Origin of the sequence: Streptomyces marokkonensis, from assembly GCF_039539045.1 — a bacterium.
GTDB classification, from domain to species: domain Bacteria; phylum Actinomycetota; class Actinomycetes; order Streptomycetales; family Streptomycetaceae; genus Streptomyces; species Streptomyces marokkonensis.
In genome coordinates, this window is sequence record NZ_BAABCQ010000030.1 from 1 (window position 1) to 26,216 (window position 26,216).

The 26,216-nt window shown below is 72.6% G+C and carries 26 protein-coding genes and 1 pseudogene; 11 read left to right on the plus strand and 16 right to left on the minus strand.

The genetic code is table 11. The features are described from left to right. Positions 1–92 precede the first annotated feature (92 nt). From ABEA26_RS10340 to ABEA26_RS10380, 9 genes are all read right to left on the minus strand, one after another. Positions 93–602: an amino-acid N-acetyltransferase gene (locus ABEA26_RS10340; protein WP_345591272.1), complete on the minus strand. Its 510-nt coding sequence runs from the start codon at positions 600–602 to the stop codon at positions 93–95. A 9-nt stretch (positions 603–611) separates the two neighbouring features. Continuing rightward, positions 612–1,022 carry a BlaI/MecI/CopY family transcriptional regulator gene (locus tag ABEA26_RS10345; RefSeq protein WP_345591274.1) on the minus strand — a complete coding sequence of 137 codons (411 nt, stop codon included), beginning with the start codon at positions 1,020–1,022 and terminating at the stop codon, positions 612–614. A 144-nt stretch (positions 1,023–1,166) separates the two neighbouring features. After that, on the minus strand, positions 1,167–1,346 hold the full coding sequence (locus ABEA26_RS10350; protein ID WP_345591275.1) for a hypothetical protein: 180 nt from the start codon (positions 1,344–1,346) through the stop codon (positions 1,167–1,169). A 23-nt stretch (positions 1,347–1,369) separates the two neighbouring features. After that, positions 1,370–2,008 carry a hypothetical protein gene (locus ABEA26_RS10355; RefSeq protein ID WP_345591276.1) on the minus strand — a complete coding sequence of 213 codons (639 nt, stop codon included), beginning with the start codon at positions 2,006–2,008 and terminating at the stop codon, positions 1,370–1,372. Positions 2,009–2,235: 227 nt separating this feature from the next. Further along, positions 2,236–3,033 (minus strand): type III pantothenate kinase, encoded by a 798-nt coding sequence (locus ABEA26_RS10360; protein ID WP_003975453.1) that lies wholly within the window; start codon positions 3,031–3,033, stop codon positions 2,236–2,238. Positions 3,034–3,038: 5 nt separating this feature from the next. Then, positions 3,039–4,019: a carboxylating nicotinate-nucleotide diphosphorylase gene (gene nadC / locus ABEA26_RS10365; protein ID WP_345591354.1), complete on the minus strand. Its 981-nt coding sequence runs from the start codon at positions 4,017–4,019 to the stop codon at positions 3,039–3,041. Between the two features lie 5 nt (positions 4,020–4,024). Further along, positions 4,025–5,782 (minus strand): L-aspartate oxidase, encoded by a 1,758-nt coding sequence (locus ABEA26_RS10370; protein ID WP_345591277.1) that lies wholly within the window; start codon positions 5,780–5,782, stop codon positions 4,025–4,027. Then, on the minus strand, positions 5,779–6,789 hold the full coding sequence (panC, locus tag ABEA26_RS10375; RefSeq protein ID WP_345591278.1) for a pantoate--beta-alanine ligase: 1,011 nt from the start codon (positions 6,787–6,789) through the stop codon (positions 5,779–5,781). Before panC ends, ABEA26_RS10370 begins: the two co-directional genes overlap by 4 nt. Then, positions 6,786–7,904 (minus strand): Rossmann-like and DUF2520 domain-containing protein, encoded by a 1,119-nt coding sequence (locus ABEA26_RS10380; protein WP_345591280.1) that lies wholly within the window; start codon positions 7,902–7,904, stop codon positions 6,786–6,788. Before ABEA26_RS10380 ends, panC begins: the two co-directional genes overlap by 4 nt. A gap of 200 nt (positions 7,905–8,104) precedes the next feature. On the opposite strand from ABEA26_RS10380, the gene ABEA26_RS10385 reads away from it, so the two are divergent. Together ABEA26_RS10385 and ABEA26_RS10390 are read left to right on the plus strand one after the other, a co-directional pair. Continuing rightward, positions 8,105–9,370: a threonine aldolase family protein gene (locus tag ABEA26_RS10385; RefSeq protein WP_345591282.1), complete on the plus strand. Its 1,266-nt coding sequence runs from the start codon at positions 8,105–8,107 to the stop codon at positions 9,368–9,370. A 138-nt stretch (positions 9,371–9,508) separates the two neighbouring features. Next, positions 9,509–10,615, plus strand: coding sequence for a DUF5937 family protein (locus ABEA26_RS10390; RefSeq protein WP_345591284.1), 1,107 nt, complete (start codon positions 9,509–9,511; stop codon positions 10,613–10,615). A gap of 85 nt (positions 10,616–10,700) precedes the next feature. Here the strand turns inward: ABEA26_RS10390 and ABEA26_RS10395 are convergent, their stop codons facing one another. The 3 genes from ABEA26_RS10395 to ABEA26_RS10405 all read right to left on the minus strand — a co-directional run bounded on the left by ABEA26_RS10395 (position 10,701) and on the right by ABEA26_RS10405 (position 13,377). Further along, the gene (locus tag ABEA26_RS10395; RefSeq protein ID WP_345591285.1) at positions 10,701–11,333 is read right to left on the minus strand and encodes an AAA family ATPase; all 633 of its coding nucleotides are present in this window, start codon (positions 11,331–11,333) and stop codon (positions 10,701–10,703) included. Positions 11,334–11,448: 115 nt separating this feature from the next. Continuing rightward, complete coding sequence (locus tag ABEA26_RS10400; protein ID WP_345591286.1) at positions 11,449–12,123, minus strand: response regulator; 675 nt, start codon at positions 12,121–12,123, stop codon at positions 11,449–11,451. Between the two features lie 51 nt (positions 12,124–12,174). After that, a complete protein-coding gene (locus ABEA26_RS10405; RefSeq protein WP_345591288.1) occupies positions 12,175–13,377 on the minus strand; it encodes a sensor histidine kinase in 1,203 nt (400 codons plus the stop codon). 118 nt (positions 13,378–13,495) lie between these two features. Between ABEA26_RS10405 and ABEA26_RS10410 the strand changes: the two genes are divergently transcribed. Then, positions 13,496–14,611 carry an SAM-dependent methyltransferase gene (locus tag ABEA26_RS10410; protein WP_345591290.1) on the plus strand — a complete coding sequence of 372 codons (1,116 nt, stop codon included), beginning with the start codon at positions 13,496–13,498 and terminating at the stop codon, positions 14,609–14,611. Here the strand turns inward: ABEA26_RS10410 and ABEA26_RS10415 are convergent. Continuing rightward, a complete protein-coding gene (locus tag ABEA26_RS10415; RefSeq protein ID WP_345591292.1) occupies positions 14,576–15,727 on the minus strand; it encodes an NADH-quinone oxidoreductase subunit D in 1,152 nt (383 codons plus the stop codon). The two genes, ABEA26_RS10410 and ABEA26_RS10415, sit on opposite strands and share 36 nt — an antisense overlap. A gap of 31 nt (positions 15,728–15,758) precedes the next feature. Here ABEA26_RS10415 and ABEA26_RS10420 point away from each other — a divergent pair, with 31 nt between their 5' ends. Together ABEA26_RS10420 and ABEA26_RS10425 are read left to right on the plus strand one after the other, a co-directional pair. After that, positions 15,759–16,289 carry a PH domain-containing protein gene (locus ABEA26_RS10420; protein ID WP_345591294.1) on the plus strand — a complete coding sequence of 177 codons (531 nt, stop codon included), beginning with the start codon at positions 15,759–15,761 and terminating at the stop codon, positions 16,287–16,289. A 206-nt stretch (positions 16,290–16,495) separates the two neighbouring features. Next, positions 16,496–17,839: a PH domain-containing protein gene (locus ABEA26_RS10425; RefSeq protein ID WP_345591356.1), complete on the plus strand. Its 1,344-nt coding sequence runs from the start codon at positions 16,496–16,498 to the stop codon at positions 17,837–17,839. Between the two features lie 153 nt (positions 17,840–17,992). On the opposite strand, the gene ABEA26_RS10430 is transcribed toward ABEA26_RS10425, so the two are convergent. Next, entirely contained in the window at positions 17,993–19,354 is a 1,362-nt protein-coding gene (locus ABEA26_RS10430) for a hypothetical protein (protein WP_345591296.1), read from the minus strand. Between the two features lie 236 nt (positions 19,355–19,590). Then, a pseudogene (locus ABEA26_RS10435) lies at positions 19,591–20,382 on the minus strand (alpha/beta hydrolase); the annotation flags it as partial. Positions 20,383–20,562: 180 nt separating this feature from the next. Between ABEA26_RS10435 and ABEA26_RS10440 the strand changes: the two are divergent. The 6 genes from ABEA26_RS10440 (at position 20,563) to ABEA26_RS10465 (ending at position 25,348) form a co-directional block, all read left to right on the plus strand. Further along, a complete protein-coding gene (locus ABEA26_RS10440) occupies positions 20,563–21,993 on the plus strand; it encodes a phosphatidylglycerol lysyltransferase domain-containing protein (RefSeq protein ID WP_345591299.1) in 1,431 nt (476 codons plus the stop codon). 135 nt (positions 21,994–22,128) lie between these two features. Further along, positions 22,129–23,094: a dihydropteroate synthase gene (folP, locus tag ABEA26_RS10445; protein WP_345591301.1), complete on the plus strand. Its 966-nt coding sequence runs from the start codon at positions 22,129–22,131 to the stop codon at positions 23,092–23,094. Next, the gene (locus ABEA26_RS10450) at positions 23,091–23,594 is read left to right on the plus strand and encodes a nuclear transport factor 2 family protein (RefSeq protein ID WP_345591303.1); all 504 of its coding nucleotides are present in this window, start codon (positions 23,091–23,093) and stop codon (positions 23,592–23,594) included. Before folP ends, ABEA26_RS10450 begins: the two co-directional genes overlap by 4 nt. Before the next feature lie 237 nt (positions 23,595–23,831). Beyond that, a complete protein-coding gene (gene folB, locus ABEA26_RS10455; RefSeq protein WP_011028954.1) occupies positions 23,832–24,191 on the plus strand; it encodes a dihydroneopterin aldolase in 360 nt (119 codons plus the stop codon). After that, entirely contained in the window at positions 24,188–24,799 is a 612-nt protein-coding gene (folK, locus tag ABEA26_RS10460; RefSeq protein WP_345591305.1) for a 2-amino-4-hydroxy-6-hydroxymethyldihydropteridine diphosphokinase, read from the plus strand. The genes folB and folK overlap by 4 nt, the downstream gene beginning before the upstream one ends. Positions 24,800–24,859: 60 nt before the next feature. After that, a complete protein-coding gene (locus tag ABEA26_RS10465; protein ID WP_345591307.1) occupies positions 24,860–25,348 on the plus strand; it encodes a DUF3180 domain-containing protein in 489 nt (162 codons plus the stop codon). Between the two features lie 146 nt (positions 25,349–25,494). Here ABEA26_RS10465 and folE read toward each other — a convergent pair whose 3' ends face one another. Then, a complete protein-coding gene (gene folE, locus ABEA26_RS10470; protein WP_345591308.1) occupies positions 25,495–26,100 on the minus strand; it encodes a GTP cyclohydrolase I FolE in 606 nt (201 codons plus the stop codon). Positions 26,101–26,216 lie beyond the last annotated feature (116 nt).

Consider the following 26,216-nt stretch of genomic DNA (forward strand, 5'->3'; position numbering starts at 1 on the left):
CCTGACGAAGGACTGCGCAGGACTGCGCCCACGGTTCGTCAGAGACTACGAACGGTCGGGAAGAGCGGCGGATGCCTGCCGATGCCCGACGATCACAGATGCAGAAGCATCCGGCTGTTGCCCAAGGTGTTCGGTTTCACTCGTTCGAGACCCAGGAACTCCGCTACGCCCTCGTCATAGGAACGCAGCAGCTCCGCGTACACATCGGTGTCGACCGGCGTCTCCCCGATCTCCACGAAGCCGTGCTTGACGAAGAAGTCCACTTCGAAGGTCAGACAGAAAACGCGTCGAACACCGAGCCAGCGCGCGGTCTCCAGCAACTTCTCCAGCAACTGATGGCCGACACCCGCGCCCTTCAGGCCGGGCTTCACCGCCAGAGTCCGCACTTCCGCGAGGTCTTCCCACATCACGTGCAGGGCGCCGCAGCCGACCACCTCGGCGTTGTCGTCCCGTTCGGCGATCCAGAACTCCTGGATGCTCTCGTAAAGCGTCACCATCGCTTTGTCGAGCAGGATGCGGTCACGGACGTACGCGTCGAGGAGCCGGCGCACGTCGGGGACATCGCTGGTGCGGGCCCGCCGGACGGTGATGGCTTTTGACATGTGGGGACGCTATCGCTCGCCCGCGTCCGGCCCCGAGCCGGGGTTGGGCGCGGACGTTTCCGGTCCCTGCACGATGCGGATGGCGTCTCTGAGCGCCTCGCGCTGTTCCTGGCTCATCATGCCGAAGAACGCGATGAGGGCGGCGGTGGGGTTGTCGCTCTGGGACCACGCGTCGTTCATCAGCGCGGCGGCGTAGGCGGCGCGGGTGGAGACCGCTTCATATCGATAGGCCCGCCCTTCGGCTTCGCGGCGCACCCAGCCCTTCTGATGGAGATTGTCCAAAACGGTCATCACGGTGGTGTACGCGATGGACCGTTCCTGTTGCATGTCTTCCAGGACTTCTCGAACGGTCACGGGGCGGTTCCACTTCCACACCCGCGTCATGACCGCGTCTTCGAGTTCTCCCAATGGGCGAGGCACGCTCCGAACGATAGTGGGAGATCCCGGAGACCGCGTGCCAGACGTGCACTTTTACGGGCAAATGGTCACAAAAAGAGCGTACGACTCCTCGGGGCGGGGAGTCGTACGCGGTGGGGTGCCGGTGCCCGTCGCGGGGCGACCCGGTCAGGCCTCGGGGTGCGCGGGCGCCTGGCGGGCACCCTCCGCTCGAGCGAGGACGGCGTCGACGGCCGCGTCCTCCTTGGCCTTGTTGGCGCCGCCCTGGGTCTTCACGATCACCCTGATCACGCCGATGAAGAACACGGCCATGACGGCCGGGGGCAGGAGCGCGGAGACGTAGTCCATGGAACCAGGGTAGCCAGCCCGCCTCAGCCGGCGACGAGGTGGTGCCGGGAGCCGGGGGCGGGCGGGGTCGGCCTGCGGCGGGGGAAGACCTCGCCCGGGGTGGGGACGGGGCGCTTGGGGGCGACGGGGGCGGGTTGGGGGGCCGGTTTCCGGGCGGGCTGCGCGGGTTGCCTGTCGGGCTGCCGGCCGCCGGGGAGAGCGTGGAGACGGGTGCGCGCGGCGGGGAGAGTGACGGTGACCACGGTGGACGCCGGGACCGTCGTGGCCGACGTGGCCGACGTGGCCGACGTGGCCGACGTGGGCCCGCAGCGGGCGAGGAGGGCGGCCGCGGCGGGGTTGCCGCGCAGGGCGCCGAGGGCGGCGAGGTCGTCCCCGTCCGGGCGGTGTCCGGCACTCAGCGCCTCGCCCAGGAGCGCGAGATAGCCGGTGACGGTGCCGGGCAGGGCGGCGCGGTACCGGGCGAGGTCGGCCACCAGGAAGGCGCGCAGCCGGGCGCTCTCCCGCATCGCCTCGTCGAGCGACTCTGCGAGGCGGAGACACTCCTGGGCCTCCTCCGCCGAGACGGGGCTGGGGTTCAGGGCGAGGGCGAGGGCGCGCCGGAGCACACGCAGCTCCTGAGCACCGAACGCCATGCCGCCGCGGGATCCGTAGGGCGTGGGCATGTGGCGACGATACGCGCTAATCAGACAAACCTGGCATAGGGTGCGGGTGTGGCGTGAGGGCCACTCGGATGCCGGGCCATCGGCATGGCTCCGGCGCCTCCGGTGGTGGCGCGGGCGGGCGGGCGCATCGGCGTCCCGGCCGGCGTCGGGCCGCTTCCCCCACCCCTGCTCCGCCCCGCCCCACCCCCACCACTCGCCCACACCTGCGCCCAACCGCGCCCGGACACCTACATGCGGGACACGTTCCGCTCGTACACCAGTCGCAGCCCCATCAGCGTCAGCCACGGCTCGTGTTCGTCGATGACCGAGGACTCCCCCAGCACCATCGGCGCCAGTCCGCCCGTCGCGATGACCGTGACGTCGTCCGGGTCGTCGGCCAGCTCGCGGGCCATGCGGTTGACGACCCCGTCGACCTGGCCGGCGAAGCCGTAGACGATGCCGGACTGCATCGCCTCGACCGTGTTCTTGCCGATCACGCTGCGCGGCCGGGCCACCTCGATCTTGCGGAGCTGGGCGCCCTTGACGCCGAGCGCCTCGACCGAGATCTCGATGCCGGGGGCGATGACCCCGCCGATGTACTCCCCGCGCGCGCTGACCGCGTCGAACGTCGTCGCCGTACCGAAGTCCACGACGATCGCCGGGCCGCCGTAGAGCTCCACCGCGGCGACCGCGTTGATGATGCGGTCGGCGCCGACCTCCTTGGGGTGGTCGGTGAGGATCGGGACGCCGGTCTTGACGCCCGGTTCGACGAGGACCGCGGGGACGTCGCCGTAGTAGCGGCGCGTGACCTCGCGCAGTTCGTGCAGGACCGAGGGGACGGTCGCGCAGATGGCGATGCCGTCGATGCCGTCGCCCAGCTCGTCGCCGAGGAGGGGGTGCATGCCCATCAGGCCCTGGAGGAGGACCGCCAGCTCGTCGGCCGTGCGGCGCGAGTCCGTGGAGATGCGCCAGTGTTCGACGATGTCCTCGCCGTCGAAGAGGCCCAGGACCGTGTGTGTGTTGCCTACGTCGATCGTCAGCAGCATGGGCTCTACTCCGCCGCTCGAAGGTCCAGGCCGATGTCCAGGATGGGGGAACTGTGGGTGAGGGCGCCCACGGCCAGGTAGTCGACACCTGTGGCCGCGTACGCCTTGGCGTTGTCCAGGGCGAGGCGGCCGGACGCCTCCAGGGCGGCTCGGCCGGCGACCAGGGCGACCGCCTCCTCGCACTCGTCCGGGGTGAAGTTGTCCAGGAGGATCAGGTCGGCGCCCGCGTCCACGACCTCTCGCAGCTGGTGCAGGGTGTCGACCTCGACCTCGATGGGGACGTCCGGGAAGCGTTCGCGCACGGCCTGGAAGGCCGCCGCCACGCCGCCCGCGGCCACCACGTGGTTGTCCTTGACCAAGGCCGCGTCCGAGAGGGACATGCGGTGGTTGACGCCGCCGCCGCAGCGGACGGCGAACTTCTCCAGGGAGCGCAGGCCCGGGGTCGTCTTGCGGGTGTCGCGGACCTTTGCCTTCGTGCCGTCCAGGACGTCCGCCCACGCGCGCGTGGCCGTCGCGATGCCCGACAGGCGGCACAGGAGGTTCAGCGCGCTGCGCTCCGCGGTGAGGATGTCGCGGGTGCGGGTGGTGACGGAGAGGAGCTTCTGGCCCGCTTCGACGCGGTCGCCGTCCTCGACGTGGCGTTCCACCTCGAACTCGTCCGTGCAGACGACCGACATCACCGCCTCGGCGACCCTGAGGCCCGCCACCACGCCCGCCTCGCGCGCGGTGAAGTCGGCGGTGGCCACGGCCTCCTCGGGGATGGTCGCGACCGTCGTCACGTCCACACCGCCCGCCAGGTCCTCCTGGATGGCGAGGTTCGCGAGGTCCTCGACCTCCACGGGGTCGAGTCCGGAGTCCAGCATGAGTGCCGCGAGCGCGGGGTCGAGGCCGCACTCCATGAAGGCCCCTTCGTCGGTGTCCGCGCCGCAGGCGCAGCCGTCGCCGCAGCCTCCGGTGGAGGCGAGGGGAAGATCAGGGGTGTTCACTGCTGTCACTGCTCCTGGGGACGGTGCGCCGGTTGGGGGCTGTGGGTGGTCGGGGGGAATTCTGGCGTGTCCGTGGTGTCCACGGCGAGCGATCGGTCCGGATTCAGGCGTACGACGATGTGGCGGCGCCACGCCCGGTCGTCGCGGTCCGCGTGGTCCTCGCGCCAGTGACAGCCGCGGGTCTCCGCGCGCCGCGCCGCCGCGGCGACCAGGACGCGGGCCACGCACAGGAGGTTGGTGACCTCCCAGGTGTCGACGCCCGGCTCGGACGTCTTGCCGTTCTCGTGCAGGGCTTCCCTGGCCTCGTCGTGCAGGTGGTGCAGCCGGTCGGCGGCCCGGGCGAGGGAGCCGGCCGAGCGCAGGACCCCGGCGCCCTCGGTCATGGCCCGCTGGATCGTGAAGCGGGCCTCGGGCGGCAGGAGGGGGTGGGCCGGATGGCCGGGGTGCCGGATGGGCGCCGGCACGCGCGCGTGGAGGGTGCCGTCCGCGTGCCCGGCCGCCACGTCCGCGGCGATGCGCTCGGCGTAGACCAGGCCTTCGAGGAGGGAGTTGGAGGCCAGGCGGTTGGCACCGTGCACGCCGGTGCAGGCGACCTCTCCGCACGCGTACAGGCCGGGAACCGTCGTACGGCCGCGGGCGTCGGTGCGGACGCCGCCGGAGGCGTAGTGGGCCGCCGGGGCGACCGGTACGGGCTCGGTGACCGGGTCGATGCCGTGCGTCCGGCAGGCGGCGAGGATCGTCGGGAAGCGGTGCTCCCACATGTCGGCGCCGAAGTGCCGGGCGTCGAGATACATGTGCTCGGCGCCCTGCTCCCGCATACGGCGCGTGATGCCCTTGGCGACGATGTCGCGGGGGGCCAGTTCCGCCAGCTCGTGCTGCCCCACCATGAAGCGCACGCCGTCCGCGTCCACCAGGTGGGCGCCCTCGCCGCGTACCGCCTCCGAGACCAGCGGCTGCTGGCCTTCCGCGTCCGGGCCGAGGAAGAGGACGGTCGGGTGGAACTGCACGAATTCGAGGTCGCTCACCTCCGCACCCGCGCGGAGGGCGAGCGCGACGCCGTCGCCCGTGGAGACGGACGGGTTCGTCGTCGCCGAGAAGACCTGGCCCATGCCGCCGGTGGCGAGGACGACGGCGGGGGCGTGGACCGCCCCGACCCCGTCGTGCCGGCCCTCGCCCATGACGTGCAGGGTGACGCCGGCGGTGCGGCCGTCGGCGTCCGTGAGGAGGTCCAGGACGAGGGCGTTCTCGATCGTGCGGATCCCACGCGCGCGGGTGTCCGACGGCGTCGGGTCGCCGACGGCCTCGACCAGAGCCCGGGAGATCTCGGCACCCGTGGCGTCACCGCCGGCGTGGGCGATACGGCGGCGGTGGTGGCCGCCCTCGCGGGTCAGTTCCAGGTCGCCCTCGGCGGACTCGTCGAACCGCGCGCCGGTGGCGATGAGACGGCGTACGGCGTCGGGGCCCTCGGTGACCAGGGTGCGGACCGCCTCCTCGTCGCACAGACCCGCGCCGGCGACCAGGGTGTCGTCCAAGTGCTGCTCGGGGGTGTCGCCCTCGCCCAGGGCCGCCGCGATGCCGCCCTGCGCCCAGCGGGTGGAGCCGTCGTCGAGGCGGGCCTTGGTGACCACGACCGTGCGCAGACCGGCCGCCTCACAGCGCAGGGCGGTGGTGAGGCCGGCGACGCCGGAGCCGACGACGACCACGTCCGCGGCGATGGCCCAGCCGGGCGCGGGCGCGTGCAGTCGTATGCCTGTGCTGGTCACGAGGCGGCTCCGAGCGTTCCGAAGGTGAGGGGGACGTTGTCGATCAGCCGGGTCGTGCCGACCCGGGCGGCGACGGCGAGCACGGCCTCGCCGGTGTGGTCGTCACCGATCTCGGTGAAGTCGGAGGGGTCGACCAGGGCGAGGTAGTCCAGCTCCAGCGGCGGATCGGCGCGGGCCGCGTCGTCCAGCACGAGGCGTGCGGCGGCCCGGACGGCCGTGGCACTGCCCGGGGCGGACGTGGCGACGGCGTGGGCGTCGGCCGCCGCGCGGGACTCGCCCAGGGCGCTGAGCGCCTCGGCACGCGCCTGCGTGGCTGGCACTTCGCGGGCCCTCGCGCACAGCGCCTCCTGGGCTGCGTGCCGGTCCAGGCCGGCGAACAGCGCCTGGGAGAGCGCGAGGGCGGTGCGCCGCTCCCGGGTCGAGAGGAAGCGGTTGCGGCTGGACAGCGCCAGGCCGTCCTCCTCGCGCACGGTGGGGACGCCGACGATCTCCATGCCGAAGTTCAGGTCGCGGACCATGCGGCGGATCAGGGCGAGCTGCTGGGCGTCCTTCTGACCGTAGAGGGCCAGGTCCGGGCGGGTGAGGTGGAGCAGCTTGGCGACGACGGTGAGCATGCCGTCGAAGTGGCCGGGGCGAGAGGCGCCCTCCAGACGTTCGCCCATCGGGCCCGCCGCGACGCGCACCTGGGGCTCGCCGCCCGGGTAGACCTCGTCGACGGCAGGGGCGAAGACGGCGTCCGCTCCCGCCCGTCCGGCGATCTCCAGGTCGGCGTCCAGGGTGCGCGGGTAGCGGTCGAGATCCTCGCCGGCGCCGAACTGCAGCGGGTTGACGAAGACGGTCACGACGACCTCGCCGTCCTGGCCCACGAGGTCGCGGGCCGTGCGGATCAGGGTGGCGTGGCCCGTGTGCAGGGCGCCCATGGTCATCACGACGGCCCGGCGGCCGTGGCGCACGCGCGCGTGCAGCTCATCGGCGGTGCGCAGCAGGGCGGGCGGGGTGGAGGTCATCGGGCGTCTCCCTCGGTGCCGTCGGGGTCGTCGGTGCCGTCGGGGTCGTCGGTGCCGTCGGGGTCGTCGGTGCCGTGGGGGTCATCAGGGGCATCAGGACGGTCGGGGGCATCGGTGCCGCCGATGCTGTCAATGCCGTCGGTGCCGGTGGTGTTGACAGTGTTGGCGGTGCCTTCTGGGCCTGCCGTCCCTGCCGTCCCTGCCGTCCCTGCCGTCCCGTCGGCGAGCACCCCGAGCAGGTCCTCGGCGAGTTCGGCTTTCAGCAGGCCGTGGTCCAGCGCCCGGTCGGCGGTCGCACGGGCCATCGCGAGATAGCCGGCGACGGCCTGTGGGGCGTGTGCGCGCAACTCCACGACGTGCGCGGCGACCGTGCCCGCGTCCCCTCGCGCGACGGGGCCGGTGAGAGCCGCGTCGCCGGAGCGCAGGGCGTTGTCCAGGGAGGCGCCCAGCAGCGGACCCAGCATCCGGTCGGGGGCCTCGACACCTGCCGTGCGCAGCAGTTCCATGGACTGTGCGACCAGAGTGACCAGGTGGTTGGCGCCGAGGGCCAGCGCCGCGTGGTAGAGCGGGCGCTTGTCCTCCGCGATCCACTCCGGCTCGCCGCCCATCTCGATGACCAGGGCCTCGGCGGCCATCCGCAGTTCCTCGGGCGCGGTGACGCCGAAGGAGCAGCCGGCCAGGCGCTGGACGTCCACCGGGGTGCCGGTGAAGGTCATCGCCGGGTGCAGGGCCAGTGGCAGGGCGCCGGCCCGCAACGCCGGATCCAGGACCCTCGCGCCGTACCGCCCGGAGGTGTGCACGAGCAGTTGGCCCGGCCGCACCGAGCCGGTCTCGGCGAGCCCCGTCACCAGGCCGGGCAGGGCGTCGTCGGGGACCGTCAGCAGGACCAGCTCGGCACGCTGCAGGACCTCGGCGGGCGCCACGAGCGGCACGTCCGGGAGCAGCTCGGCGGCACGCCGTCTGGAGGCGTCGGAGACCCCGGAGACGGCTACCGGGCGGTGCCCGGCGAGCTGAAGTGACGCGGCCAGCGCGGGGCCCACGCGTCCGGCGCCGACGACGCCTACGGTGAGCCGCGCGGGGCGGTCCTTGGGGTCTGGCTGTGGGGTTGTGTTCACGCGACGGCGGCCTTCCCGTTCCAGTCCGCTCCGGGTACCGGACGATTTCTCGTCATGTTAACGCGATTGGTTCGGGGCGCGTCCGGTTGTCCACAGGCTGTGGGTCTCCGCGGGGCGGCGGTGCACACACCCGCGTACGTGGCGCGCAGCGCGGGGAAACCCGGATGCCCTCTCCGACACCCACGCGGCATGATCCAGGCATGAGCGATACGGCGGAAAAGGCTGAACAGCCGAGGCAGGCGGACCTGGCGGAGCAGGCAGAGCCGGCGGACCAGGAGAACCGGCAGGACCGGGAAGCCCGGGAGGTTCAGGAGGTTCAGGAGGATTCGGCGCACGAGCGGAGCCGGCGGCTCCGGGAACGGCGCGTGGCCGCCCACCGCGACGCTCGGCGCGCGCTCGCCGGGCCGGGGTTCAGCACGACGCTGCGCGAGCGGCTCGCCCTGCTGGACGGGGCCGCCGAGCTGTACGACCTCGACGAACCGTCCGACATGTACGGCAACGGCGTGGTGGAGGCCCTGGAGGACAAGGTCGCCGCCCTGCTGGGCACCGAGGCCGCGGCCTTCTTCCCGACCGGCACCATGGCCCAGCAGGTGGCGATGCGCTGCTGGGCCGGCCGCACCGGCAGCCCGGTCGTCGCCCTGCACGGGCTCAGCCATCCGGAGATGCACGAGCGCAACGCCTTCAGCCTGGTCAGCGGGTTGCGCCCGGTACGGGTGACCAGCGAGCCCCGGCTGCCGACCGCCGACGAGGTGCGCGACTTCGAGGAGCCGTTCGGGGCACTGATGCTGGAGTTGCCACTCAGGGAGGCCGGTTACGTCCTGCCCACCTGGGGGGAGCTCACCGAGGTCGTCGAGGCCGCCCGGGAGCGCGACGCGGTGGTCCACTTCGACGGGGCCCGTCTGTGGGAGACCACCGTCCACTTCGGCCGTCCCCTGGCCGAGATCGCGAGCCTCGCGGACAGCGTGTACGTCTCGTTCTACAAATCCCTCAACGGATACGGCGGCGCGGCCCTGGCAGGACCCCGGGCACTGGTGGAGGAGGCGAAGGCCTGGCGGCACCGGTACGGCGGCGCGGTGTTCCAGCAGTTCCCGACGGCGCTGTCGGCACTGGCCGGCCTGGAGCGCGAGCTGCCCCGGCTGCCGGAGTACGTGACCCACGCGCGCGTAGTCGCCACCGCACTGCGGGAGGGCTTCGCGGCGGCCGGACTGCCGTGGGCGCGGGTACACCCCGAGGTGCCGCACACCCACGAGTTCCAGGTCTGGCTGCCGTACGACGCCGATGTCGCCGGCGAGGCCGCTGTCCGGCAGGGTGAGGAGACGGGGACCCTGCTCTTCTCCCGGGGCTGGAACACACCGGGCCCGGGACTCGCCGTCACCGAGGTCGGGGTGGACGAGGCCGGCCTTCTGCTGACGGCGGACGACGTGAAGGCGGCCGTTGCCGACTTCGTGGCCCGGCTGAAGGACTGACCGGCCACGCGGTCGGCCCGCCCGCGTGCGATCGACGGCGGGCGTCAATCGACGGCGGGCGTCAATCGGCGGCGGGCGTCAATCGGCGGCGGCCTTGTCAGTGGCGGCCTTGTCAGTGGCGGGGTGCACCATGAGGTCATGAGCGTGCGCATCGACATCGCGGGGCTGCGGCCGGAGAGGGTCGCCGTCGTACCCTCGCCCCTGTCCGAGCTGGGCATGGCGCTGCACGCCCTGTCCGAGCCGGGGCACCACCCGGGGCTGCAGGGCTGGGCGACGGGCGTGACCGCACGGCTCGACTCGCGTCTGGCCGACCGGATGTGCGAGGCCGACTTCCTGTGGCGGACCACGTTCTCGGACCTGTTCATGCCGTTCGCCGGTGTCCCGGGCCGCAGCACACTGCCCGGCGCCACCCTCGCCGAGGATCTGGACCTGCTCGACAAGCTGTCCGACGAGCAGTTCGTGGACGCGGCGCTGGAGTTCACCTGCGCCCTGCCGTACAGCACCGACGGGGCCTCCGCGCTCGCGGACGCCGAGGTGCGCCGCCGCGCGCTGGACCTGGCCGCCGCGCGCGGACCGCAGCAGTTGCGCTTCAGTGAGCGGCTGTTGGCCGATCCGCCGCGGATCCGGAGCTGGCTGCGGCAGTTCGCGCAGGACTGCGACGAGGCGTTCTTCGCGGAGGCCTGGTCGCGACTGCGCCACCAGCTCGCGGCGGACGCCCGCCACAAGACGGACCTGCTGCACCGCAAGGGCCTCGCCGAGGCGCTGGCCGCCGTGTCACCGGCGGTGTCGCTGGACGAGAGCGCCGCGCGGATCACGGTCGACAAACTGGGTGACGGTCGTTCGGCGACGGCGGACGGCGGCCTTCTGCTGGTCCCGACGAGCCTGGGCCGGCCTCACCTGATGGTCCTGCACCGGCACGGCTGGCAGCCGGTGCTGCACTACCCGGTCGCCTCCCCCGAGCCGGCCTCGCCGCCGTCGGTCGAGCAGCTCACCCTCCGGATGACCGCGCTGTCCCACCCGGTCCGGATGCGGATCTGCCGCCATCTGGCCCGCAGCGCCTACACCACGAGCGAGCTGGCGCAGGCCCACGGCATGACGGCCCCGGAGATATCCCGGCACCTGGGGGTGCTGAAGAAGGCGGACCTGATCACCACCCGTCGCCGGGGCCGGTACGTCCTGCACCAGCTGGACGTGACGGTGGTGGCCCGGCTGGGCAGCGACTTCCTGGAGGGGATACTGCGCTGAACCGACCGCGGACCGGCCACCGACCGACCACTCGACCACCGCGGACCGGCCACCGGCCGACTGCTCGACCACCGCGGGAGCGCCCTCAGTCGAGCCGGATGTGACGCAGCCCCACGCCCGCCTGCCGCAGCCGTGTCCGCAGCGCGCCCTCGTTGTTGGGCTCCAGGGTGAGTCCCGCGAGCACGGCGATCCGGTCCGCGATCTTCGGGACGGTCGCGTGGTCCGTCCACAGGTGCTCGGCGAACTCCGGTTCACCGAGCCGTTCCAGACAGTGGTCGAGCTGCCCCACGGCCCAGCTCTCGCGGCGCAGTCCCGCGTCCTTCCCGGCGACGTACCGCAGGACGGGCCCGAAGCCGCGCACGTGCAGCCGCCGCAGGACGGTCTCGCGTTCGGCGAGGAGGGCGAAATGGCGGACATCGTGGCCCAGTTCGCGGAGCCGTCCGACGGTCTCGGCGAAGTGACCGGGATCGGTGACCGTCATGGGCGCGATCACCACACCGCCGTGCTTGGCGAGGGTGAGGTCGAGGGCCTCCACCACGCCCTGCCGCCAGGCCGCCAGGTCCCGGAAGTCCGCCCGCAGCTCGGGCGGCAGCATGCGGTGCAGGCCGAACCCGGGGTGCTCGGGGTCGCAGACGACGCTGCCGGGGAGCCGACGACGTATCTCGTGTGCGGTCTGTGTCTTGCCGCCCCCGAAGGGGCCGTTGATCCACAGGAGCATGCGGGTGACCCTACCGATACGGCACCCGTCGCGGGCCGCCCTGCCAGACCTGCCGGCGCTGCCGGCCCTTCCTTACCCGTCGGTCCTGCCAGATCCGTCGGTCCTGCCAGATCCGTCAGCCCTGTCCACCGCCGGCCCGCACCAGCCCGGTCTCGTAGGCCAGGACGACCACCTGCACCCGGTCCCGCAGCCCGAGCTTGGTCAGGATGCGGCCCACGTGCGTCTTGACGGTCGCCTCGGACAGCACGAGCCGGGCCGCGATCTCGCCGTTGGACAGACCCTGCGCGACCAGCACCATCACCTCGCGCTCGCGCTCGGTGAGCCGCTGGAGCTCCTTGTGCCGCGGCTCCTGCCCGGTGGCCGGCAGCATCGGCGCGAACCGGTCCAGGAGCCGGCGGGTGGTCGAGGGGGCGACCACCGCGTCACCGCTGTGCACGGAGCGGATCGCGGCAAGCAGTTCGCCGGGCGGCACGTCCTTGAGCATGAAACCGGAGGCGCCCGCCTTCAGCGCCGAGAAGGCGTACTCGTCGAGGTCGAAGGTGGTCAGGATCAGCACCTTCGGCGCGTTCGGGTCGACGCAGATCCGGCCGGTGGTCTCGACGCCGTCGAGCTTGGGCATGCGGACGTCCATCAGGACGACGTCCACGGCGGTCGAGCGCAGTACCTGGAGCGCCTCGACGCCGTCGCCCGCCTCCGCGACGACCTCCATGTCCGGCTGGGCCGCAAGCACCATCCGGAACCCGGTGCGCAGCAGTGCCTGGTCGTCGACGAGCATTACGCGGATCGCCATCGGGCCTCTTCCTCACAGGTGTCAACACGGTACGTGCATAGAGCACGGGTGTCAGTGCGCGGGCTTCAGCGGCAGCAGCACGCTGATGCGGAATCCTCCGCCCTGCCGCGGCCCCGCGTCCAGGGTGCCGCCGACCATGCCGACCCGCTCGCGCATACCGATCAGGCCGTGACCCTGGCCGTCGAGGCCGCCCTCCTCGTACAGCTCGTGCGGGGCGCCCTTGCCGTCGTCCTCGACGAGCAGCCCGAGTCCGTCGTCGAAGTAGACCAGACGCACGCTCGCGCCCGTGTTCGGTCCACCGTGCTTGCGGGTGTTGGTCAGCGCCTCCTGCACGATGCGGTACGCGGTGAGCTCGACGCCGCTGGGCAGCTGACGCGGAGTGCCCTCGACCTTGAAGTCCACGGGCAGTCCGGAACCGCGGCACTCCTCGACGAGGTCCTCGATCTGCCGGACGTCGGGCTGCGGGACGTACTCGCCGGCCTCCTGGTGCTCTCCGGTGCGCAGTACGCCGAGCAGCCGGCGCATCTCCGCGAGCGCCTGGCGGCCGGTGGTGGAGATGGTCTCCAGGGCGTTCTTCGCCTGGTCGGGGGCGGCGTCCAGGACGTAGGCGGCGCCGTCGGCCTGCACCACCATCACGGAGACGTTGTGCGCGACGACGTCGTGCAGTTCGCGCGCGATCCGGGCCCGCTCGGCGGCGACCGCGACCTTGGCCTGCGCCTCACGCTCCTTCTCCAGCCGGGCGGCCCGCTCCTCCAGCTGCGCGAAGTAGGCGCGGCGGGTGCGGATGGAGTCGCCGAGCACCCAGGCGAGGGCGAAGGGCACCGCCTGGAAGACCGTTATGGCGATGTTGTTCGCCATCCCGGTGCCCTCCATGGGCCAGCGCAGCTGGGCGACGGGCGCGGCGCACAGCCCCATGGTCAACGCGGCCCGGGAGGCCCAGCGGGCGCCGGTCGCGGCCACGGTGTAGACGATCACCAGAAGGGCGAAGTCGGCCGGCATGGTCTGCACGTCCAGCACCAGCTGTCCCAGGCCCAGCACGCCGGCCAGCAGCAGCATCTTCTCCGCCATCCGCCGGCGCAGCGCGATCACCACGCACAGCAGCAGGACGAAGGGAACGATCAGCGCCGTCGTGTCCGTCCCCCGGGCCTCCTCCTGCGGAGCCACGGACATGACGGAGATTCCGAGCAGGACAAGGGCCCAGAAACAGTCGACCCCGGTCGGGTGTCTGCGGAGGAAATCGTAGAGGCGCTGCACGTAACCCAGCGTAGGGAAGCGGGATAGGTGCAGGGGTCAACCGAAGGGCCGATCCGTACCGCCCGCGCATACTCCGCAAGGTGGAGGCTCAGTTCTCCTGTGGCCCTAGCCTGGGCCTGTGACACGAGGGACAGCAGGGACCAGAGGGGCCAGAGAGGCCAGAGGGGCTTCAGAGGCGGAGGAGGTCTGGCGGGGCTGGAGGGAAGCCTGCCAGGACGCTCTCTACGGACCGGCCGGGTTCTATCGCGGCTCCGGTGCGGGACCGGCCGCGCACTTCCGGACATCCGTGCACGCGTCGCCGCTGTTCGCCGGGGCCGTGGCGCGGCTGCTGTGCCGGGTCGACGAGGCGCTGGGGCGGCCCGCTGCCCTGGACTTCGTCGACATGGCGGCCGGGCGGGGCGAACTGGCCGCCGGGGTGCTGGCCGCGCTGCCCGTCGACGTGGCCGCCCGCACGCGCGCGTACGCCGTCGAGGTCGCCGGCCGTCCGGAGGGGCTGGACCACCGGATCGAGTGGCGCGCCGAGCCGCCGCACGGGATGACCGGGCTGCTGTTCGCCAACGAGTGGCTGGACAACGTGCCGATGGAGGTGGCGGAGGTGGACGCCACGGGCGTGGCTCGGCGGGTGCTCGTCCGGGACGACGGCACCGAACGGCTCGGGGAGCCGGTGGAGGGAGCGGAGGCCGAGTGGCTGGCACGGTGGTGGCCGCTGCCCGGCGAGGAGGGGCTGCGGGCCGAGATCGGGCTCCCGCGGGACACCGCCTGGGCGTCCGCCGTGGCGGCCCTGGACAGCGGTCTCGCCGTGGCCGCCGACTACGCGCACACCGTGGACGCCCGCCCGCCGTTCGGGACGCTCACCGGCTTCCGGGAGGGGCGGGAGACGCCACCGGTTCCGGACGGGTCGTGCGACATCACCGCGCATGTCGCGCTGGACGCGTGCGCGGCGGCCCACAGCGCGAGGTGCGCTCCGGATCACACGCCCCCGGGTGCGCTCATGCGCCCCCAGCGGGAGGCTCTGCGCGCCCTCGGTGTCACAGGCGCACGCCCCCCGCTCGCGCTGGCCTCCACCCACCCGGCGGCGTACGTACGCGCGCTGGCGGGCGCCTCACAGGCCGCCGAGCTGATCGCGCCGGGTGGACTCGGCGGGCTGGGTGACTTCGTGTGGCTGCTCCAGCCGGTGGGGCCCGTCGACGCCGCCGCGCTACTTGTCGATGTCCCCGACCACGAAGAACAGTGACCCCAGGATCGCCACCATGTCCGAGACCAGCGTCCCGGGCAGCAGCTCCGCCAGCGCCTGGATGTTGTTGTACGAGGCCGAGCGCAGCTTCAGCCGGTACGGGGTCTTCTCACCCTTGCTGACCAGGTAGTAGCCGTTGATGCCGAGCGGGTTCTCGGTCCACGCGTACGTGTGGCCCTCGGGTGCCTTCAGCACCTTCGGGAGCCGCTGGTTGACCGGCCCGGGCGGCAGCTCGGCCAGGCGGTCCAGGCAGGCGTCGGCGAGGTCGAGGGCGTTGTGCGTCTGCCCCAGGAGGCACTCGAAGCGGGCGAGGCAGTCGCCGTCGGAGCGGGTGACGACCTTCAGGGTGTCCTGGAGCTCGCCGTAGGCGAGGTACGGCTCGTCGCGGCGCAGGTCGAAGTCGACGCCGGAGGCGCGGGCGATCGGGCCGCTGACCCCGTAGGCGTGCACGGCCTCGGGGCTCAGGGCGCCCACCCCGCGCGTGCGTCCGCGGAAGATCTCGTTGCCGAGCACCAGGTCGTCGAAGACGTCCATGCGCGAGCGCACGGCCGCGACGGCGCCGCGCGCACGGGTGGCCCAGCCGGCCGGAACGTCCTCCTTGAGGCCGCCGACGCGGTTGAACATGTAGTGCATACGCCCGCCGGAGACCTCCTCCATGACGTTCTGGAGGACCTCCCGTTCCCGGAAGGCGTAGAAGACCGGGGTGATGCCGCCCAGCTCCAGCGGGTACGACCCCAGGAACATCAGGTGGTTCAGCACCCGGTTCAGCTCCGCGAGCAGCGTCCGCGTCCACACCGCGCGCGTGGGGACCTCCATGCCGAGCATCCGCTCCACGGCGATGACCACGCCCAGCTCGTTGGAGAACGCCGACAGCCAGTCGTGACGGTTGGCGAGCACGATGATCTGACGGTAGTCCCGGGCTTCGAAAAGCTTCTCCGCGCCGCGGTGCATGTAGCCGATCACCGGCTCCGCGCTCACGATGCGCTCGCCGTCCAGGACGATCCGCAGGCGCAGCACGCCGTGCGTGGACGGATGCTGGGGTCCGATGTTGAGCACCATGTCGGTGCTCTCCGCGGCGCCGCCGATGCCGACCGTGGTCTCCGTCGTAGGAGTCATGTACACAGTCTCCCCTACGTACGCTGACCTCATGGAGACGGGGAGCCCTGACGACACGGGCACGGCGGGCGCGACGGAGGCGGCGGAGCCGTCGCGGGACGAACCGGTGTGGACGGGGCTGCCGCGCGGTCTGCTGCGGATGCGGCGGCTCTTGCTGGTGGTGTGGCTGGGGCTGCTCACGCTCGCCGCCGGCGTGCTGCCCGGGCTGTTCCTGGGGCCCTTCTGGGCCGCCCTGGCGCTGTTGCCGCTGGCCCTGATGGCGTCGGGTTGGGTGATGCTGGAGCGCAACTGGCGGTCCTGGCGGTACGCCGAGCGCGCCGACGACCTGCTGATCAGCCGGGGCGTGCTGTGGCGGGAGGCGACCGTCGTCCCGTACGGGCGGATGCAGCTGGTCGAGGTGGCCTCCGGGCCGGTCGAGCGCCACTTCGGCCTGGCCAGCGTGCAGCTGCACACGGCCGCCGCCGCGACCGACGCGACCATCCCGGGCCTCGACCCGTCCGAGGCGGAACGCCTCCGCGACCGGCTCACCGAGCTGGGCGAGGCCCGATCGGCGGGGCTGTGACGACGCCCGGGGCGGAGAACGGCCCGCCGCGGAAGCACGGCCCTCAGGAGACCGGGGACGGCACGGCCGAAGCCGGAGGCGGCACGACCGAGGCCGGAGGCGGCACGACCGAGGCCGGAGGCGGCACGACCGGAACCGGGGGCGGCACGACCGGAACCGGGGGCAAGGACGGCGTGGCCGGGACGGAGGACGGCACCAGCCGGACCGTGGGCGGCGCCGCCCGGACCGCAGACGACGGCGCCGCCAGGCCGGGCCCCGGTGTCATCGAGCGGCGACTGCACCCCGTCACACCGTTGCGCCGCGCCTGGGCGCCGGTCGCCGTACTGGTCGGGTGGGCCGTGCACGACCCCGACCAGGCGCAGCGCCAGCTGTCGCGGCTGACCACGACCACGCTGCTGGTCGGGCTCGCCGTACTGATCCCGGCCGCCGCCCTGTACGGCTTCCTGACCTGGTGGTTCACGCACTTCGCAGTGACCAGCACAGAGCTGCGCATCCGTACCGGACTGCTGTTCCGGCGCACCGCGCACATCCGGCTCGAACGGATCCAGGCCGTCGACGTCACCCAGCCGCTGCTCGCCCGCGTCGTGGGGGTCGCCAAGCTCAAACTCGACGTCATAGGAACCGGCAAGAAGGACGAACTGGCCTTCCTGGGCGCCGACGAGGCACGCGCGCTGCGGGCCGAGCTGCTCGCGCGCGCGGCAGGCCTCGCGCCCGAGACCGCGGCCGAGGTCGGCGAGGCGCCCTCCCGGCAGCTGCTGCGCGTGCCGCCCGGCGTACTCGCCGTCTCACTGCTGCTGACCGGCGCGACCTGGGGCACGCTGATCGCCGCCGTCGTCGTGCCGACACTGCTGTGGCTGGCCACTCACAACCTGTGGACGGTGTTGGTGACCGCGCTGCCCCTGCTGGGCGCCGCGGGCGCGAGCAGCGCGGGCCGGTTCGTCGGGGAGTACGACTGGACGGTGGCCGAGTCCCCGGACGGGCTGCGCCTCGACCACGGACTGCTGGACCACGCGCACGAGACGGTGCCGCCGGGCCGCGTGCAGACGGTGCGGATCGTGGAGCCGCTGCTGTGGCGGCGGCGCGGCTGGGTACGGGTGGAGCTGGACGTGGCCGGGTCGTCGAACTCCGTGCTGCTGCCGGTCGCCCCGCGTGAGATCGCCGAGTCGGTCGTCACGCGCGTGCTGCCCGGAGTGACCGTGCCGGCGGCCGCGGTGCTGACCCGCCCGCCGCGGCGGGCCGCGCGTTGCCGGCCGCTGTGGTGGCGCGGCTACGGTCTCGCCGTCACCGACACGGTCTTCGCGGCCCGGTACGGACTGCTGCGCCGCAGCCTGGCGCTGGTGCCGCACGCCAAGGTGCAGAGCGTCCGCCGCACGCAGGGGCCTTGGCAGCGGGCGCTGCGGCTGGCCGACGTACGGGTGGACACGGGGGCGAACAAGACCGTGACCGCGCGGCTGCGCGACGCCGACGAGGCGGCGGAGCTGTTGCGGGCGCAGGCGGAGCGGTCCCGGACCGGGCGGCGGGACGCGCTGCCGGACCGGTGGATGGCCTGAACCCTGCCGTCGCGGCGTCGCTGCCGATGCGCACCAGTGCGTACCGGCGTGTACCGGTGGGTGCCGGTGCGTGCCGGTGCGTGCCGGTGGGTGCCGGTGCGTGCCGGTGGGTGCCGGTGCGTGCCGGTGGGTGCCGGTGCGTGCCGGCAAGCGTCAGGACGCCGCGCTGCGCAGCCCCTGCACATCGATCTGCTCCGTCTCGTCGTGGGCCGTCAGGTCGATCACCTGGCCCGCCCCCCGGGACGTCTCGTCGGTCGGTTCGGAGGCGGCCTCCTCCTCGGCCTTGTGCACGGCGAGGGCCTCCTGGCCGACCACGTCGGCCAGGTCCTCGTTCTGAACGGCCTCCAGAGCTTCGGGCGACGACGTCCCGTCCTCGGCGTTGTTCTTCGTACCGAAGAAGTCGAAGTCGCCCTCGGCCACCGGACGCCGCGCCGAAGCCGCCGGTACGACGGCCACGGCGGTCGGCACCGTGAAGTGGCCGGTGGCCTGCCCGGTGGGCTGGTCGGGACGGTCGGACTGGTCCGCCCGATCGGACTGGTCCGGCTGCGCGGGCCGCTCGCCGGACTGCTCAGGCCGGTCGGTTCCGTCACTCCGATCAGTCCCGCCGGGCTGCTCGGGCCGGGTCGTCGTCGGAGAGGCGGCGGCGGAGCGCTCGTGTCCGTCGGCCCTCTCGGACTGCCCCTGCGCCTCCGCCTGCGCGGCCTCGGGCGCCCCCGCGCTTTCGCCGCCGCCGCTGCCCCCACCGTCCCCGTCGTCCCCGCTGCCGCCGTCGAAGCCGTCGGAGCCGTCGGAGCCGTCCGCGTCGCTGCCGTCCGGACCGGCGGGCGCGCCCTTGTCGAACCGCGCCAGTGCGGCGTTCGCCCGCAGGAAAAGCCGCGAGCCCGCGGGAGAGAAGACGGCGGACGCTTCCTCGGCACTCTCCACGTTCTCCGCGCTACCCGCCCTCTCCACGCTTTCGGGGGTCCCCTCGGGGATCTCCTCGGTGGCGTTCGAGGGGCCCTCGGCCCGGGTCTCCTCCGCCGGTGCCGGTCGCGCCGCCGGCAGCGCGGGCGCCTGCGGCACGGCCTCGATCTCCATCAGTCGGCGGCCCTCCAGCGCGCTGGCGCGCTCGGTCTCCGCCGTGGCGTAGCGCCGCAACAGGGCGGCGTGCTCGTTGCGCAGCCCCGCCAGCTCCGCTCGCTTCGCCCGCAGCCGGTGCTCCAACTTCACGCGCAGCCCGCGCGACTCCTCCAGGTCGGACTCCAGTTCGGCGACCCGCTCCTCGTAACGCCACTCGTCGCTCGCACGCGCGCGCGTGAGATCGGCGACGCGCCTGCCGGCCTGTGCGTCCCAGTGACGCATGACGACCGCGCCGACGACGGCCGTCACCGCGGCGGCCGCGGCCAGGGAGCGCAGGATCATCGCTTCGCTGAACACCCAGGGACCGAGGGCGCAGACGACGGAGACGCCTGCGATCGCCGACGGAGGAAGCAGCCTGTGCAGGGGCGGGGAATGGCGGTGACGTCCACGTGGCATGGCCAGAAACTTACCGCGCGTAGGCGAATCTTGGCGCCCCGCCCCGTAAAAACACACCGGCCTCCGTTGTGTTCACACGGCATCAGAAATCCACATACCCATCGACCGGGGAATTACTTCAAGATCATTTCGACGGACCCGTCTTCTCCCACCGAACCGCCCGTCGAACCGGCCACCTGGCCTCCCGCCGGGCCATCCGCCGGACCATCCGACGGGCCATCCGCCGGGCCGCGCCCCCGGCCTTCGAGCCGTTCGCCGAGCCACCGCAGCGTCGCGGGAATCTCGCGGCGCCAGGTATTGAAGTTGTGCCCGCCGCTTTCCAGGATGATCGACGAGACGCGCGTCGGCTTCCGGTCCTTCACCCGCTCGATGAACTTCCACGTGTCCTTGTAGTTGGTCTCGCCGGACTTGCTGCTGGTGACGAGAAGCGAAGTCTCGGGCGCGGGCAGGTTCTTGAGATACCACCACAGGTCGGCCCGGTTCTTCCGTCCCTCGTCGCCCTGGAAGAGGTCACCCGTGGTGGGGTCGCTGGGCGCGTCGTAGTACGCGGACAGGCCGGCTCCGGCGGCGTACACGTCGGGGTGGTGCAGGGCGAGTTTCAGGGCGCAGTAACCGCCGGTCGAGTTGCCGACGATGCCCCAGTTGCCCGTTCCCCGCTCCACGCGGTAGTGGGCGCTGACGGCCTGCGGGAGGTCCTTCGCGAAGAACGTCTCCGTCTGCGGGCCACGCGGCACGTCCACGCACTCCCCGTCGGCCGGTTCGTCGGCCGAGTGGTCGACGACCACGCCCTGGCCGTTCTCCCGGCCGAACAGGTCGGCCCAGCTGCCGTAGAACCCGAAGGACTGGTTGGCGACCAGCCCCACCGCGGCGAAGACCGCCAGCTGGGTGGCGAACAGCAGGACCACCCCGCCGATGACGACCCGCCAGGTCCGCCGGGCCAACCGTGGCCACAGCCACACCGTGCCGGCGAACAGCAGCACACCGGACAGGACCGCCAGCGCCAGCACCTCGTCGCTCGTCAGACCCATGCGTCGCTACCCGCCCGCGCTTTTCGTGTGTCCGTTCGGGCCATCCGATCGGGGGAATGAACCTCTGCCGCCAACACACCGTCCTAGAGGGCGCAATGTCGCCGGATGCCCGAAAACGGGTCCGGATCCACGGTCTCTCGCAGAACTACAGGTGCGATGTCTGTCAGGACAGATGAGGAAATGTCGGGCCGGGTTCCGACGAAACCCACCAGCGGGCGTCGAGTGCCGCGCGGCCCTCGTCCGGAGACCGTGCCCCTCCTCGTCGGCCGCGCCTGCGCGCTCGTCGGCCTGCTGGACATCGCCGCCGGCGTCTTCCCCCGGTTCCGGCACAGCCGGATGCACGCCCTCGCCGAGGTCCTGCCCGGCTCGTTCGGGCCGTTCGCCGCGGCGCTCTCGCTCAGCGCCGGGGTGCTGTTGCTGCTACTCCCCCACGGGCTGAAGCGCCGCAAGCGACGGGCGTGGCGGGCGGCCGTGGCACTGCTGCCGTTCGGTGCCGTCGCGCAGTTCACCTACCGGCACTCGGTCGCCGGGGTGCTGATCTCGCTCGCGCTGCTCCTGCCCCTGCTGCGGCACCGGGACCAGTTCGCGGCCCTGCCCGATCCCCGCAGCCGGTGGCGGGCGCTCGCCAACGTCGTACTCATGGGCGCCGGTTCCCTCGCCCTCGGGCTGGTCGTCGTCAATGCCCACCCACGTCACATGGTCGGCGAACCGAGCCTGGCCGACCGCCTCACCCACGTCCTGTACGGCCTGTTCGGAGTCGAGGGCCCGGTCGACTACCGGGGCACCACCTCCTGGACGGTGGCCTTCTCCCTCGGCGCCCTCGGTCTGCTCACCGCCGTCACCACCGCCTACCTGGCCCTCCGTCCCGAACACCCCGCCGCGCGTCTCACCGAGGACGACGAGGCCCGGCTGCGCGCCCTGCTGGCCAAGCAGGGCGGCCGGGACTCGCTCGGACACTTCGCGCTGCGCCGCGACAAGGCCGTCGTCTTCTCCCCCAGCGGCAAGGCCGCGGTCACCTACCGCGTCGTCTCCGGCGTCATGCTCGCCAGCGGCGACCCGATCGGCGACGTCGAGGCCTGGCCGGGCGCGATCGAGCGCTTCATGGACGAGGCCCGCGCCCACTCCTGGACGCCCGCCGTCATGGGCTGCTCCGAGACCGGTGGCGAGGTGTGGACCCGCGAGACCGGGCTCGACGCCCTCGAACTGGGCGACGAGGCGGTGGTGGACGCCGCGGATTTCTCCCTGGCCGGCCGCTCGATGCGCAACGTGCGCAAGATGGTCAAGCGCATCGAGCGCGCCGGTTACGAGACCCGGGTACGGCGCGTGGCTGACCCGGTGCTGCGGGCCTGGCGCGAGCTGCTGGTGTTCCTGTCCCGGTGGTTCCAGATCGAGTCCCTGTACAAGTTCAACGCCAAGTTCCGCCCCCGCTGGGAACCGCGCTTCGTCGTCTACCGCGCCTCCGCCGGCCTGCCCCGCATCGGCGTCGCCGGCATGCAGGCCGAGGGCTTCGTCACCCTCGCGCTGCCACTGCCGCGGTTCCTGCGCCACCGGGCGCCCGTACGCCGGCCCTGCGCACACCGGGTGACCGAGCCCGGAGTGCGGGCGGCGTGACCGCCGGCGCCACGCGGCCACGGCGTTGACCAGCCCCCGGCGTGTGTGGCAGCGGGGATCGGGTGGCGCGGCCCGGCGCCACGGATGTCCCCGGGCCGCCGCAGGCACCCCGGTCCCTGGGCCTACGCTGAACACATGAGCAAGCAGACCGGCCGCCGCCTCGCGGGACTGACCGTATGGGACCGCTGCGCGGTCATGGGAGTCGTCAACGTGACCCCCGACTCCTTCTCCGACGGCGGCCGCTTCTTCGACACCACGGCCGCCATCAAGCGCGGCCTCGACCTGGTCGCCGAGGGCGCGGACCTGGTGGACGTCGGCGGCGAGTCCACCCGTCCCGGCGCGACCCGCGTCGACGAGGACGAGGAACTCAGGCGGGTGGTCCCGGTCGTGCGCGGTCTGGCCTCCGAGGGCGTCACGATCTCCGTCGACACGATGCGCGCCTCGGTCGCCGAACAGGCTCTCGCGGCCGGTGCCGCCCTGGTCAACGACGTCAGCGGCGGCCTCGCCGACCCCCGGATGATCCCGGTCGTCGCCGACGCCGGCGCCCCCTTCGTCGTCATGCACTGGCGCGGCCTCCTGGAGGGCGGCAACGTCAGGGGCACCTACGAAGACATCGTCACCGAGGTCACGGACGAGCTCCGCGCGCGCGTGGAGGCGGTGGTCGAGGGTGGCGTCGCACCCGACCGCGTCGTCGTCGACCCCGGCCTCGGCTTCTCCAAGGACGCCGAGCACGACCTCGTCCTCCTGGCCCACCTCGACCGTCTCCTCGGCCTCGGCCACCCGCTGCTCGTCGCCGCCTCCCGCAAGCGGTTCCTCGGCCGGGTGCTCGCCGGGCCGGGCGCCCCCCCGCCCCCCGCGCGCGAGCGCGACGCGGCCACCGCCGCCGTCTCCGCACTCGCGGCGCACGCCGGCGCGTGGGCCGTACGCGTGCACGAGGTACGCGCCACGGCCGACGCCGTACGGGTCGCGCGCGCCGTCGAAGAAGCACGCACACCGGTCCAGCGCACCGGCACGGGCACGGGCACGGGCACCGGCACCGGCATTGGCACCAGCACCAGCACCAGCCAGGACCCCGGCACCGGCACGGAAGGTCCCTTGTGAACGCCCCCCATATCGACGTCGAGCAGGTCAAGGCCGCCAACACCGCCTTCTACGAGGCACTGGAGCAGGGCGACTTCGAGAAGGTGTCCGAGCTCTGGCTCACCCCCTCCGACCTGGGCGTCGACGAGTCGTACCACGACCCGGCGGATGTCGGCGTGGTCTCGTGCGTGCATCCCGGCTGGCCGGTGCTCACCGGCCGCGGCGAGGTCCTCCGCTCCTACGCGCTGATCATGGCGAACACCGACTACATCCAGTTCTTCCTCACCGACGTGCACGTCTCCGTGACCGGCGACACCGCCCTGGTGACCTGCACCGAGAACATCCTCAGTGGCGGTCCCGCCCCCGAGGGCGGCGACGAACTGGGCCCGCTCGTCGGCCAGCTCGTGGTCGCCACCAACGTGTTCCGGCGCACGCCCGCCGGCTGGAAACTCTGGTCGCACCACGCCTCCCCCGTGCTGGCCGAGAACGACGACGAGGACGGCGAGGACACACCTCCCTGACCCCACAGGGCCCGGAAGTGGTTGGGATCACGGACCGGCGGGTACAGGCGGCTACCAACCCGTGATCCACCGGGGCCGCCAGGGCGAACACAAGGTGAACCCTCCTTGCACACGCCCGCCTCCACACCCCCCGCGGCCCGGCACTGTCGGTGCTCGCGGGTAGATTCGACTGAAGCCGGTGTGCCGCCCGCACGCGGTAGGGACCGGCCGAGACCGACGACTGCAGGAGTGATTCGCGTGGATCGTGTCGCGCTGCGCGGCCTGAAGGCCCGCGGGCACCACGGTGTGTTCCCCAAGGAACGCGAGGACGGCCAGACCTTCCTCGTCGACATCGTCCTGGGCCTGGACACCCGACCGGCCGCGGCCGACGACGACCTGGCGAAGACCGTGCACTACGGCATCGTGGCCGAGGAGGTCGTGGCCGTGGTCGAGGGCGAGCCCGTCAACCTGGTCGAGACGCTGGCCGAGCGCATCGCCCAGGTCTGTTTGAAACACGAAGGGGTCGAGGAGGTCGAGGTCTGCGTCCACAAACCGGACGCGCCGATCACCGTCCCCTTCGACGACGTGACCGTCACCATCATCCGGAGCCGTGTATGAGCACCCCCTTCACCAAGGGTCCCAGCGACCCGACCGTACAGCCGGTGCCCGCCTCCGTCATCGAACAGGTCGACGCCGCCGACACCACGCTGTCGAACCCCAAGCGCGCGGTGATCGCCCTCGGCGCCAACCTCGGCAACCGCCTGGAGACCCTCCAGGGCGCCATCGACGCCCTGGAGGACACCCCGGGTGTGCGCGTCAAAGGGGTTTCGCCGGTGTACGAGACGGAGCCGTGGGGCGTCGACCCCGGCAGCCAGCCCTCGTACTTCAACGCGGTCGTGATCCTCAAGACCACCCTGCCCCCGTCCTCCCTGCTGGAGCGGGCGCACGCCGTCGAGGAGGCCTTCCACCGCGTCCGCGACGAGCGCTGGGGCCCACGCACCCTCGACGTCGACATCGTCGCCTACGCCGAGGTCGTCTCCGACGACCCGCAGCTCACTCTCCCCCACCCGCGCGCCCACGAACGCGCCTTCGTACTCGCCCCCTGGCACGACGTGGACCCCGGTGCCCGGCTGCCGGGACACGGCCCGGTGGCCGACCTCCTGGCCTCCGTCACCCGGGACGGCATCGTGCCCCGCGCCGACCTGGAACTACGGCTGCCCGAGTAGTCGTTAAGGTCGACAAGGTCAGGACGACCACGCAGGGAACCGAAGGGACACCGGGACACCGTGGAAGAGTTGCGCATCAGGGTGCTGGCCGGCGTGTTCGTCGTCGCGGGGATCCTGTCCTGGGCGGGCGCCCGCCTGTGGAACTCGCTCGGGAGCCTCCCGAGTGTCCCCCTGGCCGCCCCCGTCGTGCTCGCCCTGATCGCCGTGATCCTGCTGGCCACGGCACTCTCGCTCCGCACCCGCCTGAAGGCCCAGCGGGACCGCGTGCAGGGCGCCAAGGGCGTCGACCCGATGATGGCGGCCCGCGCGGTCGTCTTCGGCCAGGCCAGCGCGCTGGTGGCCGCTCTGATCGCCGGGATGTACGGCGGCATGGGCGTCTTCCTCCTGGAGTACCTCGACGTCCCGGCCCGCCGCGACCAGGCGTTCTACGCCGGATTCTCGGTCGTGGCGGGCATCGCCGTGATAGCGGCCGCCATCTTCCTGGAGCGCGTCTGCAAGCTCCCGGAGGACGATGACGAGGACACCCCGGGCGCTGCCTCGGCGGCCTGACCCGTCGCTGCCGCCCCGGTATCCACCGCGACGCCGGACCGGGGCGCCACCCGTCGGCAGACCGACACCCGTCGGCCGAGCGCAGCCCCTCCGCCGAGCGACACCCGTCGGCCGAGCGACCCCGCCCCATCGGGCTCCACCCGGCGTCAGCGCGCCATGATCAGGCTCATCGCCTCGTTGCGCGTGGCGACGTCGCGCAGCTGGCCGCGCACCGCCGAGGTGATGGTCTTCGCGCCGGGCTTGCGGATGCCGCGCATCGACATGCACATGTGCTCGCACTCCACGACGACGATCACGCCACGCGGCTCGAGGATCTCCATCAGGGAGTCCGCGATCTGCGTGGTGAGACGTTCCTGCACCTGTGGGCGGCGGGCGTAGACGTCCACGAGACGGGCCAGCTTGGACAGGCCGGTGATCTTGCCGCTGGTGGACGGGATGTAGCCGACGTGCGCCACACCGCGGAACGGCACCAGGTGGTGCTCACACGTCGAGAACACCTCGATGTCCTTCACCAGGACCATCTCGTCGTGCCCCAGGTCGAACGTCGTCGTCAGCACGTCCTCGGGCTGCTGCCACAGACCCGCGAATATCTCCTTGTACGCCCGCGCCACCCGTCCGGGTGTCTCCTTCAGACCCTCGCGGTCCGGGTCCTCGCCGACCGCGATGAGCAGCTCTCGTACGGCGTTCTCGGCCCGCTTCTCGTCGAACTCGCCGATCTGGCCCTCGCCGTCCAGCGTCACGGGGTCGGTCATCTGGTGCCTCGTTCCTGTCCTGTCCTGCGGTCGGCATACGGAAATGCCGCGCCCCCCAAGGCTAGAACCTGGGGGGCGCGGCTTACATTCCGGGCCTGGTGGGGCCGCCGGGAGTG

Excerpts from the sequence above, each read along its gene's own strand:
- ABEA26_RS10340 (WP_345591272.1), bottom strand. The coding sequence starts at position 602 with ATGTCAAAAGCCATCACCGTCCGGCGGGCCCGCACCAGCGATGTCCCC.
- ABEA26_RS10350 (WP_345591275.1), bottom strand. The coding sequence starts at position 1,346 with ATGGACTACGTCTCCGCGCTCCTGCCCCCGGCCGTCATGGCCGTGTTC.
- ABEA26_RS10355 (WP_345591276.1), bottom strand. The coding sequence starts at position 2,008 with ATGCCCACGCCCTACGGATCCCGCGGCGGCATGGCGTTCGGTGCTCAG.
- ABEA26_RS10360 (WP_003975453.1), bottom strand. The coding sequence starts at position 3,033 with ATGCTGCTGACGATCGACGTAGGCAACACACACACGGTCCTGGGCCTC.
- panC (WP_345591278.1), bottom strand. The coding sequence starts at position 6,789 with ATGACCTCCACCCCGCCCGCCCTGCTGCGCACCGCCGATGAGCTGCAC.
- ABEA26_RS10385 (WP_345591282.1), top strand. The coding sequence starts at position 8,105 with ATGAGCGATACGGCGGAAAAGGCTGAACAGCCGAGGCAGGCGGACCTG.
- ABEA26_RS10390 (WP_345591284.1), top strand. The coding sequence starts at position 9,509 with ATGAGCGTGCGCATCGACATCGCGGGGCTGCGGCCGGAGAGGGTCGCC.
- ABEA26_RS10395 (WP_345591285.1), bottom strand. The coding sequence starts at position 11,333 with ATGCTCCTGTGGATCAACGGCCCCTTCGGGGGCGGCAAGACACAGACC.
- ABEA26_RS10400 (WP_345591286.1), bottom strand. The coding sequence starts at position 12,123 with ATGGCGATCCGCGTAATGCTCGTCGACGACCAGGCACTGCTGCGCACC.
- ABEA26_RS10415 (WP_345591292.1), bottom strand. The coding sequence starts at position 15,727 with ATGACTCCTACGACGGAGACCACGGTCGGCATCGGCGGCGCCGCGGAG.
- ABEA26_RS10420 (WP_345591294.1), top strand. The coding sequence starts at position 15,759 with ATGGAGACGGGGAGCCCTGACGACACGGGCACGGCGGGCGCGACGGAG.
- ABEA26_RS10430 (WP_345591296.1), bottom strand. The coding sequence starts at position 19,354 with ATGCCACGTGGACGTCACCGCCATTCCCCGCCCCTGCACAGGCTGCTT.
- ABEA26_RS10440 (WP_345591299.1), top strand. The coding sequence starts at position 20,563 with ATGTCGGGCCGGGTTCCGACGAAACCCACCAGCGGGCGTCGAGTGCCG.
- folP (WP_345591301.1), top strand. The coding sequence starts at position 22,129 with ATGAGCAAGCAGACCGGCCGCCGCCTCGCGGGACTGACCGTATGGGAC.
- folK (WP_345591305.1), top strand. The coding sequence starts at position 24,188 with ATGAGCACCCCCTTCACCAAGGGTCCCAGCGACCCGACCGTACAGCCG.
- folE (WP_345591308.1), bottom strand. The coding sequence starts at position 26,100 with ATGACCGACCCCGTGACGCTGGACGGCGAGGGCCAGATCGGCGAGTTC.